The following is a 12,724-nucleotide window of genomic DNA, read 5'->3' on the forward strand; positions in this document are numbered from 1 at the left end:
GGCTCAGGTGAGGGACCAGGCCCCGACCTCGAGCTGTCCGTGGCTGTTGCTGCCGGTGGCGACGACGGTGCCGTCGCGGCGGAGCCCCACGGTATGGGCCGTACCCGCCGCGATGGCTACGATGTCGCGCCATCGGCTCACCTCGCACTGACCGGCTTCCGAGCTGCCGGTGGCGACGACGGTGCCATCAGCCCTGAGCCCTACACTGTGACGGCTGCCCGCCGCCACAGCTGTGATATCGGTCCAGCGCTCGCTGCCCATCCAGAACTCGGCACGTCCGACCGCATGAACGGTTCCGTCCTGCGTCAGGCCGATGGTGTGGAGGTAGCCCGCGGACACCGCACGCATCCGACGCCAGTCGTGCACCTCGCACTGACCCGCGGTGTTGTTGCCGACCGCGTAGAGGCTCCCATCGGCCCGAACGGCCACCGTGTGCCAGTCGCCGCAGCTGATATCCGTGACCTCGCGCCAGCGGTCGACCTGCCGCTGCCCCTCGGTGTTGCGGCCGGTCGTCACCAGTGTTCCGTCGTCGCGCAGTCCTGCGCTGAGTCTCCATCCCGCCGCGACGGCGACGACGTCCTGCCAGTCCTGGACATCGCACTGGCCCTGGGCGTTCCAGCCGCATGCCAGGACCGTTCCGTCGTCGCGCAGGCCCAGTGTGTGGGACCGCCCGGTGTTGCCGGCCACGTGGACGCTGCCCGCCGCGACGGCGATGACGTCCCGCCACCGTGACACACGGCACTCTCCAGCGGAATCCGCTCCGACGGCGACCACTCGGCCGCCCGGAAGGCATCCGACGGTGTGCCTGCGCCCAGCAGCCAGGGGAGTATGAGCCGTCACACCGGCCTTAGATACCCAGCCCCACCTGGGAGGCCAGGAGCACGAGAGCCCCCAGCACCACCAGCAGCCCGATGGAGTAGGGCGCCGCCTTCTTGAGGATATCGGCGTCCGTTCCGGGTGCGTCCACCGCGGTCGAGGCAATGGCCAGGTTCTGCGGGGAGACGATCTTGCCCAGCCCACCACCGATCGTGTTGGCGGCCAGCAGGATCTTCGGGTCCAGGCCAGCCCCCTGGGCAGCGGTGGCCTGCAGGTTGGCGAACAGGGCTCCGGCGCTCGTCGCCGAGCCTGCCACCGCGGTGCCCACCCAGCCCAGGGCGGGGGATAGGAAGGCGTAGGCGGCGCCCGTGGCCGCCAGGGCTGCACCGATCGCGGAGGTCTGCCCGGAGAAGTTCATGACGTAGGCCAGAGCCATGACGGCGGCGATCGTCAGGATCGCCATACGCAGCGTGTAGCAGGTCTTGGCCAGGGTGGCGATGCCCTTGCCCACGCTCATCTCGAACTTGCCGGGAACCGAGCGCGCCGCGTAGATGAAGGTGACGATGATGGCGGTCAGGAAGATCCAGGTGCCCGGGTTGGACAGGGTCTGGAGCGTGTAGATGGCGCTCTTGGCGGGCTCGCCCTTGGAAGTCAGGAGCTGGCCGTAAACGCCGGGCCACTTCATGGGCAGGTCGGTGGCCTTGAAGACCTTGTCAAGGTTGACGCCCAGGGTCCACAGCTTGGTCGCGGCGATGATGACCACCACCAGGATGTAGGGCAGCAGGGCCAGGACGACGCGCTCGCGGTCGGGGGCGTCGTCGGCGGCCACGTGGGAGCGGAACTCCTCTGGCGTCTTGGGCGTCCACACCAGCAGGAAGATGTAGGAGGCTGCCAGGCCCAGCAGGGAGGCCAGCACAGCGGTGAGCTCGTACGAGATCGAGGGGGTGAAGAAGTGGCCGACGCCGGTGGCCAGCCCTGCCACGATCGCCAGCGGCCACAGCTGCCTGACGCCGCGCATCCCGTCGAGGATGAACAGCAGGATGAGCGGGATGAAGGCGCAGAACACCCAGGTCAGGTGCCCCATGGCGGTGGCGACTGTCACCGGTTCCTCGCCGCCGAGCTTGCCGGCTGTCGTTGTGGGGATGGCCATGGCGCCGAAACCCACGTTGATGGCGTTGCCCACCATGACAACGACGGCCGCCTTGAGCTTGGGCAGCCCCAGGGTCGCCACCATGGCGGCGGCGATCGCCACCGGGGCGCCGAAGCCGGCCAGTCCCTCGAGCAGGCCGCAGAAGGAGAAGGCCACGATGAGGGCCTGGGCGCGCATGTCGCCCTTGCCGATCACGTTGAACACGGCCCGCAGGTCCTTCGAGCGGCCCGAGACGTCAGTGAGGTTGTAGAGCCACACGGCCGCGATGATGATGTAGACGATCGGGACGAATCCCAGGGCCATGCCCTGGGTGGCGCTCATGACCGTCATACCCACCGGCATGTGGAACAGGGCGACTGCGGTGATCGACGCAACCACCAGGGAGATGATCGCGCACCAGTGGGTGGCCACCTTGAACACGCCCATGAGGACGAAGAACACCACCAGCGGCAGCAGACCCACCGCGGCGGTGAGGTAGACGTTGCCGCCCACGGCGGTGGTCGATGGCGTGAAGGCGGTGGGCAGGCCCGCCAGGGCGGGGGTGAGGGGTGCCGGGTGCGTCGGCAGGGCTGTCAGGACGGCTGGCGTCATGGCTACTCCACTGTGAGTACTGATGAAAGTCGGCCAGGTCGCGAACGGGGCTGGGCTGACAGCCTTGATGCTGCGTCCTGGGTACTAAGGCCTAACGATCATGCCACGGAGACGGTGACTTGTGCACCATGTGACATGGCAGGGTGTCGCTTTGGTACAGCGTCCCCGGCGAAAGTGGGGCAGGGGGCTGACCGTGGCCGACGCCGCTCAACGGTGCCCTGCGCGTTATTGCGGTCCACTGCGTGCGCTAAAACTGGTGGGGCCTGGGACGTCCGGCTGCGCGGGCGTGGTGCCGGTGCGCGCGTCGGCCGGCTCAGCGCCTGCGGGCCGGGCGGGGCACCAGGCGGGCCGAGTTGAGGATGAAGGCGGACTCGGAGACGACGTGCACGAGGGCTGCCGCTACCGGCCCCAGCAGCCCCAGCCCGGCGGCGATCATGCCGGCGGCGTCGACGACGACCGTGCCCACGAAGTTCACCATGATGATGCCCCGGGCCCGGCGGGCCACCCGCACGGTCTCGACCAGGTCGGCCGGGGCGGATCCCACGAGCACCACGTCCCCGGCCTCGCGGGCCACGTCCGTGCCGGTGCCCATGGCGATGCCGACGTCGGCGGCGCTCAGGGCCGGGGCGTCATTGACGCCGTCACCCACCATGGCCACGCACTTTCCCGCTTGGCGCAGCGAACGGACGACCTCCTCCTTGTCGGTGGGCAGGAGATCGTTGCGCACCTGATCCTCGGTCAGGCCGAGCAGGCCGGCCACGTGGCTCGCGGAGGCCGCCGAGTCGCCGGTGAGCATAAGGACCCCCAGGCCCATCTCGCTCAGGTCGCGCACGGCGGTGGCCGCCCCCTGGCGCAGCCGGTCTGCCAGGGCGATGGTGCCCAGGAGCTGCCCGTCGGCTCGCACCTCCACCACCGAGGTGGCCGATGGCGCCTCGGGGTCCGAGGCGATACTGGATGCGATGGCGTCGTCGGAGCCGGAGCCGGAGGTGTCCTGGCCCGGTTGGTGCTCCTGTCTCTTGCGTCGTCCCACGGTGACCCGGCGCCCGTCGACGCGGGCGCTCACCCCGGCTCCGGGGGAGTAGACGACGTCCTGCGGCATCGGAACCGTCAGGTCTCGGACGGCGGCCTCGGAGTAGATGGCCCGGCCGATCGGGTGCTCGGAGTTCCACTCCGCCGCGGCCGCCAGAGCCAGGACCTCATCCTCTCCTGCAGCGGCCTCGGTAGGGCCGACGGCCACGACGCGGGGTGCGCCCACAGTGAGTGTCCCGGTCTTGTCCAGCACCACCGTGTCCACCGCGGAGAGCTGCTCCAGGTGGGTGCCGTCCTTGACGAAGGCCCCGCAGTGGGCGGCGCGGGCGATCGCGGCCAGGACCGCCAGAGGCGTGCCCGCAGCCACCCCGCAGGCCCCGGCCACGATGATGACCGAGATCGTGGCGCGCGCGTCCCGGGTCGCCAGGAAGGTGACGAGGGCCGCCGCCAGTGCGAGGTAGACGATGCGCGCCGCCAGGCGGTCGGCCAGACGCTGGACCGGTGCGCGCGAGGACTGGGCGTGGCGCACCGCCGCCACGATCCGCCCGTAGGAGGAGTCCTCACCGACCCGCTCGACCTCGAGCTCCAGGGCGCCACGTGTGATGGACCCCGCCGGGACCCGGTCACCCGGTCCGACCTGGACGGGCAGCGCCTCTCCGGTGATCCGGGACTGATCGACGTCGGCCCGGCCGGTGCGCACGATCCCGTCGACCGGTACCCGGCCCCCGGGACTCAGGGCGATCACCTGCCCCGGGCGCACCTCGTCCAGAGGCACCTCAGTGGCCTCGGCGGGTGCGGCAGTCTCCACGCCGCTCACCACCTGCGCGGTCTGTGGCAGGAAGGACATGAGATTGGTCAGGGCGTCGCGGCCCCGGTCCATCGACAGGTCCTCGAGGACCTCGGCGCACAGGGCGAAGACGGTCACGGCCAGGGCCGTCACCCACTCACCGATGACGGCGGCGGCCACTATGGCCAGCAGCATCGACAGCTCCATGCTCATGCGCCGCTCGCGCAGGTCGCCCGCCGCCTCAACGACGAGCGGCCAGCAGCCCACCACCAGGGCCGGCACTCCGACCGCGCCCACCACCCAGCTGGGTGTCCCGGCTGCGCCCGCGGCCCACGTGCCCAGGGTCGCCAGCCCCACCACCGCGATGCGCACGATGTCGGCCCGCTCGATCCGGTCGATGATCCGTTCGTTGCTGCCGGCACCGGTGGGGCCCACGGAGCCGGAGAGCTCATCGGACTCATCGACGGGCAGCGCCGGCGTCGAGGCGGACGGCGTCGAGGCAGGCGGGTGTGCGTGGGCGGTGGGCGGCTGAGCCGTCATACAGGGACTCCTCGCAGGGGACGGGACGGGGCCTCACGGGGCAGGTGGAGAGCACCACCCAGGAATCTACCGACCCGTTAAGGGGGTCAACAGTGTATGAGAGGACTAGGCGAGCCTCTGGGACCCGTCGCTGTGTCACAACGGGAGACTTTTCAACCCGGGTCTGAGAGCCTCTCCCCGGCGAACCGTGCTGACCTGGGCTGATGTGTGAGACGTGCAGGTGGGAGAGACGGTTGTGCGGGGTAAAGGTCTCCATCCGTGACACATCGGCCGGGAAACGCGGAACATCAGCTGCCCGAGACGTGGTAAACGGCGCCACCGGCGGGCCCGGGGGAGACGGGACCCGCCGGCGGCGCCGGGGTGCTGCGTGTGGTGCTGCAGCGGATCAGTGACGGCCGTGATCACCGCCACCGACCGAGCGCCGCTGGACGCCACTCGGTCATGTCGCTTGCTACTCGACCACGTCCTCGTCGACCCAGTCCAGGGTGCGCTGGACGGCCTTGTTCCAGTTGCGGAAGAGCCGCTCGCGCTCGGCCTGCTCCATGGCCGGCTCCCAGCGCTTGTCCTCGGCCCAGTTGTCGATGACGTCCTGGGTGCCCGACCAGAAGCCCACCGCGATGCCGGAGGCGTAGGCCGCCCCCAGCGCCGTGGTCTCGGCGACTCTCGGGCGCACGACCGGCACGCCCACCTGATCGGCCTGGAACTGCATGAGCAGCTCGTCGCGGGTCATACCGCCATCGACCTTGAGCTCGGTCAGGGCTGCGCCCGTGGACCCTGAAGCAGCGGCATCCCGGTTCATGGCCTCGAGGACCTCGCGGGTCTGATAGGCGGTCGACTCCTCCACGGCCCGGGCGATGTGAGCCCTGTTGACATAGCGGGTCAGGCCCACCAGGGCGCCGCGGGCGTCGGGGCGCCAGTGAGGGGCGAACAGTCCTGAGAAGGCCGGCACGAAGTAGGCCCCGCCGTTGTCCTCGACACTGGAGGCCAGCGCCTCGATGTCCTTGGAGTCGGTGATGATGCCCAGGTTGTCGCGCAGCCACTGCACCAGCGACCCGGCCACGGCGATCGAGCCCTCCAGGGCGTAGACGGCCGGCTCGTCGCCGATCTGGTAGCACACAGTGGTCAGCAGCCCGTTCTCGCTGCGCACCGGGGTGGTGCCGGTGTTCATGAGCATGAAGCAGCCGGTTCCGTAGGTATTCTTGGCCTGCCCCTTCTCGAAGCAGGCCTGCCCGAAGGTGGCCGCCTGCTGGTCACCGAGGATGCCGCTGATGGGGGTGTCCACCAGCAGCCCGTTCTTGCGGCCGTAGCCGAACACGCCCGAGGAGGGGCGGATCTCGGGAAGCATGGACATGGGGATCCCCATGTCCGCGCAGATCTCCGGGTTCCAGTCCAGCGTGTCGATGTTCATGAGCATCGTGCGTGAGGCGTTGGTGACGTCGGTGGCGTGCACGCCACCGTTGACGCCGCCGGTGAGGTTCCACAGCGTCCAGGTGTCCATGGTGCCCATGAGGAGGTCGCCGGCCTCGGCGCGCTCGCGGGCCCCCTTGACGTTCTCCAGGATCCAGGCCACCTTGGGGCCGGCGAAGTAGGTGGCCAGCCCCAGGCCCACGCGGTCCTTGTACTTGTCCGGGCCGTCGTCGCCGGCCAGGCGGTCGCAGATCTTCTGGGTACGGGTGTCCTGCCAGACGATGACGTTGTAGACGGGCTCGCCGGTGTTCTTGTCCCACACGACGGCGCTCTCGCGCTGGTTGGTGATGCCCACCGAGGCGATCTCGTGGCGGTTGATCTGCGCCTTGGCGAGTACCCCGCCGACGACGGAGCGGACGTTGTCCCAGATCTCGTTCGCGTTGTGCTCGACCCACCCGGCGCGCGGGAAGATCTGCTCGTGCTCCTTCTGGTCGACGGCGAAGATCTCTCCGTCGTGGTTGAACAGGATGGCGCGTGAGGAGGTCGTGCCCTGGTCGATAGCCAGGACGTACTTCTTCTCAGTGCTGTTGGGGCTCAAGGAGTTTTCCTTTCACTGCTTTGTGAGGGGGCTGTGTTCTCAGTGCTGCGTCGGTGCTGGCGGGATCAGAACAGTCCGGCGATGTGGGGGACGATGAGCCCCGCGGCGACGGCGCCGATGATCGGGCCGACGATCGGGACCCAGGAGTAGGCCCAGTCCGAGCCGCCCTTACCCGGAATGGGCAGGATGGCGTGGGCGATGCGCGGGCCCAGATCACGGGCCGGGTTGATGGCGTAACCGGTGGGGCCGCCCAGGCTCAGTCCGATGACGACGATGACCAGGGCCACGGCCAGCGGGCCGAGCCCGGAGGGGGTCTTGCCCGAGGCGATGATCCAGGCCAGCAGGACGAAGGTGCCTACGGCCTCAGTCACGACGTTCCATCCGTAGGAGCGCACCGCCGGGCCGGTGGCGAACACGCCGAGCTTGGCGGCGGCGTCGGCCTTCTGGTCGAACTGCTTCTTATAGGTCAGCCACACGGCGGTGGCGCCCAGGATGGCGCCCAACATCTGGGCGGCGAAGTAGGCCACGATGTTAGTCGCTGAGGCGGGGATCCCCTCGGCCAGGTCCCGTCCGGCGACCGCCAGACCGATGGTGACGGCTGGGTTGAGGTGCGCGCCGGTCTTGTAGGCGGCGTAGACGCCCACGAAGACCGCCAGCCCCCATGCCATGGTGACGACGATCCAGCCGCCGTCCTTGGCCTTGGAGGTGGGCAGCGCGACGCCGGCGACGACGCCGCAGCCCAGGAGGATGAGAAGGAACGTCCCGAAGGCCTCCGAGGCGAAGATCTGGGTCAGGGTCGCAGACATTGCGGCTCTCTTTCTGCACGACGGTGTGCGGGTTCGGACGGCACCGGCATGGTCCGGTTTCTCGAGGGGTGATGGGGTGTCACGGTTCCCGCCTCCGCCGGAGTCGGCGGGCACCGCGGGGATCGTCGGGCCGAGCGGCACCGGATGCCGGTCCGCTCGGCCAGGAGGAGCCTAGATCGGCTCGGTGACGTGTGCCACCGCGGCGGCGTCGGTCATCTCGGCCTCGGCCGCGGCGATCTGGGCCACGCGCTGGGTGTAGGCATCCTTCTGGGCCGCGACGTCCTCATCGGACCAGCCCAGCAGGGGCGCCATGATCGTCAGGATCTCGTCGGCCGCGGCCAGACCCCGGTCGCGGCGAGAGAGGTCCAGGCGCACCCGGCGCAGCAGGACGTCGTCGAGGCTCTCGGCGCCCTCGTGGGTGACGGCCCAGGCGACCTCGGCGCGCAGGTAGGTGGGGGCCTCCGCCAGCGGCTCGCCCAGGCGCGCCTCGGGATCAGCCGCGTCGGTGTCGTCGATGGAGGCCAGCAGCGCCGGCGTCTCGTCGCCGTAGCGGTCCAGCAGGTGGGTGACACGCTCCAGGGTCCAGCCGCGCTCTCCGGCGATCCGTCCGGCCCGCTTGGCCAGGGCGTGGTAACCGGCCGCGCCCACCAGGGGAAGCTCCTGTGTGACGCAGGGATGGGCGTGGGCCAGAGCCTCGCCCAGGGCGTGGTCGACGGCGTCGGAGGCCATGACCCGGTAGGTGGTCAGCTTGCCGCCGGCGATGGCGGTCAGACCCGGGGCGACCCGGGTGACCGTGTGCTCGCGGGAGACCTTCGTGGAGGCGGCCTCCGCACCCGGCTTGAGCTTGGGCTGGAGCAGGGGACGCAGACCCGCGTAGACGCCGATGATGTCCTCTCGCGTGATGGGGCGGGACAGGACGGAGTTGGCGTGCTCGAGGATGTAGTCGACGTCGGCGGCGGTGGCCACGGGCTTGGAGACGTCCAGGTCCCACGGGGTGTCGGTGGTGCCGATGACCCAGTACTCGGGCCAGGGGATGATGAACAGGACGGACTTCTCGGTGCGCAGGAAGACCCCGGTCTCGGCGTCGATGGCCTCCTTGGGCACCACGATGTGGATGCCCTTGGAGGCCAGGACCTTCAGGCCCCCGGCGTCGGTGGCCAGGTCCTGGACGTCCTCGGTCCACACGCCGGCGGCATTGATGGTGCGCCTGGCGCGGATCTCGTGGGCGGTGCCGGTGGCCAGGTCGGTGACGCGGGCGCCGTGGACGTGGCCGCGCTCGTCGGTGATGAAGCCGGTGACCTTGGTGCGGTTGGCGGCCAGCGCCCCCAGGCCGACGGCGGTGCGCACCAGGTCGATGACCAGACGGGCGTCGTCGACACGGGCGTCGAAGAAGCGGATGGAGCCGGCCAGCCCGCTGGTGTCCAACGACGGGGCGAGGGCGGAGGTACCCTTGCGGCCCAGGTGGCGCTGGATCGGCACGGTCTTGTGCCCGCGGGCGCCGGCCAGGGCCAGGGCGTCGTACATGCCCACGCCGACGGCGGAGTAGGAGCGCTCGTAGTGGTGCTTGAGCGGCCACAGGAAGGGCTGGGCCTTGACCAGGTGCGGCGCGGTGGTGCTCAGCAGGCGGCCGCGCTCGGTGAGGGCCTCGTGCACGAGGGCGAAGTTGAGCTGGTAGAGGTAGCGCAGGCCGCCGTGGACGAGCTTGGAGGACCACGAGGAGGTGCCCGAGGCCCAGTCGCCCATCTCCACGATGCCGGTGCGCAGGCCGCGGGCCGCGGCGTCCAGGGCGATACCGGCCCCGGTGACGCCGCCGCCGACGACGAGGAGGTCCAGGCCCTCGGATGAGGACATCTCCTCCAGGGCGCGCTTGCGCTGGGCGGCGTTGAGAGCGGTGTCGTGGGTGGGGGCGGGGTAGGAGGGGCCGGCGGGACCGGAGCTGCGGGCGGAGGTCTTCTTCGAGGAGGGGATGCGGGTGGAGGTCATGGCTCCTGGACTCCTACGTGTCGTGAGGTCGGGCTGATGGGTCTGTGCGGGTCCCGTCGGCGTTGACCGGGGTTCCGGACGGGTCGGGTCCCGGCTCCTGGTGCCGGGGACCGATGCATTCCGTCTCACTCGCACGGCCCTACCGTGGTGGCGGACACCACTGTCTGTTGCATGTGGGACAATGCGCAAGTCCTATGCACGAACGTGCACGCAAGTTTGGGGGGTATCCACAAGAATGTCCGCCTGCCTGTGCGGACACTCTTCCTCGCCAGGACATCTGATGCCGCCAGGGGGAGGATCGTGCCCTCTCGCAGCGTGGAACTGCCACATCGTGGCGAGAGGAGAAGGAGGACGATGTGACCGGCGGAACCGCTTCTGATGCGGCGGGGAGTAGGGCGAGCGCGACTGACCCCGGCGGCCTCGTGCGTGCCTACGAGGCGGCCTCCATGTACTACGTCCAGGGCGAGACCATGGAGGTGATCGCCCACCATCTGGGAGTCTCTCGCTCCACCGTCTCCCGGCTCCTGGCGCGCGCCCGCCGGGAGGGCGTCGTACGGGTCAGTCTCGTCCAGCCCGGCGGCGCCGGCTCCCTGGAAGGGCGGATGGCCCAGACCTTCGGGGTGCGCACGCACATCGTCCCGGTGCGCGAGGGAACTACGGAGATCCACCGACTCCAGCAGGTCGCCGCCGTTGCCGCCACGCACATGGTCGACCTCATCGAGGCCCTGACCGAACCCGGCCGATCGGGCGGGCCCGGCGGTGGGGTTGCTCAGGGGCCGGCGGGCTCCGGCGGCGAGGACCGCGGCAACCGCTCCGGTACCGGCGGTGATGCTCCAGGGGACGGTGCGGCCCGTCAGGGTGCCGGCCGGGACGGCGGTGGGGGTGTCGTCGTCGGTGTCGCCTGGGGCACCACCATGTCCGAGGTCAGCGCCGCCCTGCCCGCGCGCTCCGTCCCGGGACTGACCGTCGTCCAGCTCAACGGCGCCTCGGACCCGGTGCGCGAGGGGCCCAGCGCCGGTGAGGTCCTCTCGCGGCTGCGCACCTCGCTGGGGGCGCGCACGATCTCCTTCCCGGTGCCGGCCTTCTTCGACCACGTGGCCACGCGCGAGGCCATGTGGTCGGAGCGCTCGGTCAAGCGGGTCCTGGCGGTGACGCGCCGCGCGAGCCTGGCCGTCTTCGGCGTCGGCGCCCTCGACGCCCTCAATGGCGCCCTGCCCTCCCAGGTCTATGAGGGAGGTCACCTCACCGCCCGTGACCAGGCCGTTCTGCGCCGCCAGAACGTGGTGGGGGATGTGTGCACCGTCCTACTGCGCTCCGACGGCTCCTGGCGCGACGTCACCCTCAACGCCCGGGCCACGGGGCCGACTCCGGCCCAGCTCGCCCGCATCCCGCGCCGCCTGTGCGTGGCCGCCGGGACCGGCAAGGCCCGAGCCCTTCTGGCCGCGCTGCGCGCCCGGACCGCCACCGATCTCGTCGTCGACGACGCCACGGCCCGCGCCGTCCTGGAGCTCGCCGAGGCTCGGGGACAGACCGGGCCGGTTCTCGGTGAGCGGCTGACGTGGCAGGATGTGGGACCGGATCGCGCCGCGACCTGAGCAAAGGCCGACGCCGCTGCCGGTGGTGCACCGGCCTGGCGGGCCGCGAGACGAGAACTGAGCCCTACGGAATCTCTACGGAACACGGATGACGATGAGTAGCACGGCTGTCCCCACAGATGAGCATCGACCCACCGGCCGGCCGACGCACCGGGTCGAGTTCTATGGGGCCGACGGCGCACGCCGCGTCCTGCGGCCGGCCCGCCCGGCGGACGTACGCGCCATCGCAGAGCTGGTGCGCCCCTACGCCGAGCGCCGCGTCCTCATCGCCAAGGACCTCATCTCCTACTTCGAGGACATCCAGGAGTTCATCGTCGCCGAGGAGGTCCCGGACGTCGTCGGCCACGACGGAAGAGATGGGGGAGGAGGCGGAGGCGAACCGTTGGCCGCCCCCAGGATCGTGGGTTGCGGGGCTCTGCACGTCATGTGGGACGACATCGCCGAGGTGCGCACTCTGGCCGTCCACCCCGAGGCCCTGGGGACCGGGCTCGGCTCGGCCATCCTGCGCGAGCTCATCACGCAGGCCCGGGAGATGGGGCTCAAGCGCGTGTTCTGCCTGACCTTCGAGGAGCCGTTCTTCGGCGCCCACGGCTTCGAGCCGATCGAGGGCACGCCGGTGGGTGCGGACGTCTTCTCCGAGATGCTGCGCTCCCATGACGACGGCCTGGCCGAGTTCCTCGACCTGGCCCGGGTCAAGCCCAACACCCTGGGAAACGCCCGCATGCTCCTGCAGCTGTGAGCTGACCGCCCTGAGTGGGCCGGGTGCGGTTCGCCGCGGCGGGCCGTGGTTCGGTGCGGCTTCATGATCGGGCGCGATCCTTCCGGACAAGCAGCCGACAACCATGCGATCACCATGGAGGAGCACCCATGATCCGCAACGTTCACGAACGCGTCATCAACGCCCCCATCGAGCCCCTGGGCGCCCTGCTCGATGGACTGGGGCAGAAGGACGACCGCCTCTGGCCCTCGCAGGGCTGGACGCCGATGGTCCTGGACCGGCCTCTGGCGCTGGGGGCCGACGGCGGCCACGGCGCCATCCGCTACTACGTGAGCGAGTATGAGCCCGGCCGGCGAGTGCGGTTCACCTTCCGCCCGCGAACGGGGATCATCGGTGCCCACGAGCTGAGTCTCGACGCTCTGGACGATGAGCGCACGCGCATCCGCCACGTCCTCATCGGTCGTACCCGTGGTGCCATGCGGCTCATGTTCTCGGCTGTGGTTGAGCCCCTGCACGACGCCGTCGTCGAGGACCTCTTCGACAACGCCGAGCGGGAGGTGACCGGTTCGGTGATCCGGCCCACGTCCTGGAGTCCGCGGGTACGCGTGCTGCGCCGCCTCACCGGTGACAGGTAGTTATCGAGAGCAGTCGAGTTCGGGCCGGGCGGATGGGGAGTTCTGCCTGAGGCTGCCTCAGGACCGAGG

The 12,724-nt window shown here is 70.3% G+C and carries 9 protein-coding genes; 3 read left to right on the top strand and 6 right to left on the bottom strand.

Features of this window, described 5'->3' with window-relative positions; translation table 11 throughout:
- Positions 1-3 precede the first annotated feature (3 nt).
- From HMPREF9056_RS12835 to HMPREF9056_RS12860, 6 genes are all read right to left on the bottom strand, one after another.
- Positions 4-840 (bottom strand): chromosome condensation regulator, encoded by an 837-nt coding sequence (locus tag HMPREF9056_RS12835; protein WP_034514561.1) that lies wholly within the window; start codon positions 838-840, stop codon positions 4-6.
- A gap of 7 nt (positions 841-847) precedes the next feature.
- On the bottom strand, positions 848-2,557 hold the full coding sequence (locus HMPREF9056_RS12840) for an L-lactate permease (protein ID WP_009747192.1): 1,710 nt from the start codon (positions 2,555-2,557) through the stop codon (positions 848-850).
- 313 nt (positions 2,558-2,870) lie between these two features.
- Positions 2,871-4,913: a cation-translocating P-type ATPase gene (locus tag HMPREF9056_RS12845; protein WP_009747193.1), complete on the bottom strand. Its 2,043-nt coding sequence runs from the start codon at positions 4,911-4,913 to the stop codon at positions 2,871-2,873.
- A gap of 451 nt (positions 4,914-5,364) precedes the next feature.
- Positions 5,365-6,918 carry a glycerol kinase GlpK gene (gene glpK, locus HMPREF9056_RS12850; RefSeq protein ID WP_009747194.1) on the bottom strand — a complete coding sequence of 518 codons (1,554 nt, stop codon included), beginning with the start codon at positions 6,916-6,918 and terminating at the stop codon, positions 5,365-5,367.
- A gap of 65 nt (positions 6,919-6,983) precedes the next feature.
- A complete protein-coding gene (locus HMPREF9056_RS12855; RefSeq protein ID WP_009747195.1) occupies positions 6,984-7,724 on the bottom strand; it encodes an MIP/aquaporin family protein in 741 nt (246 codons plus the stop codon).
- 171 nt (positions 7,725-7,895) lie between these two features.
- Positions 7,896-9,707, bottom strand: a complete 1,812-nt coding sequence (locus HMPREF9056_RS12860) for a glycerol-3-phosphate dehydrogenase/oxidase (RefSeq protein ID WP_009747196.1) — start codon at positions 9,705-9,707, stop codon at positions 7,896-7,898.
- 356 nt (positions 9,708-10,063) lie between these two features.
- On the opposite strand from HMPREF9056_RS12860, the gene HMPREF9056_RS12865 reads away from it, so the two are divergent.
- From HMPREF9056_RS12865 to HMPREF9056_RS12875, 3 genes are all read left to right on the top strand, one after another.
- Positions 10,064-11,302 carry a sugar-binding transcriptional regulator gene (locus tag HMPREF9056_RS12865; protein WP_050793072.1) on the top strand — a complete coding sequence of 413 codons (1,239 nt, stop codon included), beginning with the start codon at positions 10,064-10,066 and terminating at the stop codon, positions 11,300-11,302.
- A gap of 94 nt (positions 11,303-11,396) precedes the next feature.
- A complete protein-coding gene (locus HMPREF9056_RS12870; protein ID WP_034514595.1) occupies positions 11,397-12,041 on the top strand; it encodes an amino-acid N-acetyltransferase in 645 nt (214 codons plus the stop codon).
- Positions 12,042-12,169: 128 nt separating this feature from the next.
- Entirely contained in the window at positions 12,170-12,655 is a 486-nt protein-coding gene (locus HMPREF9056_RS12875) for a hypothetical protein (protein ID WP_009747199.1), read from the top strand.
- Positions 12,656-12,724 lie beyond the last annotated feature (69 nt).

Origin of the sequence: Actinomyces sp. oral taxon 170 str. F0386 (assembly GCF_000195595.1) — a bacterium.
In the GTDB taxonomy this organism is placed as follows: domain Bacteria; phylum Actinomycetota; class Actinomycetes; order Actinomycetales; family Actinomycetaceae; genus Actinomyces.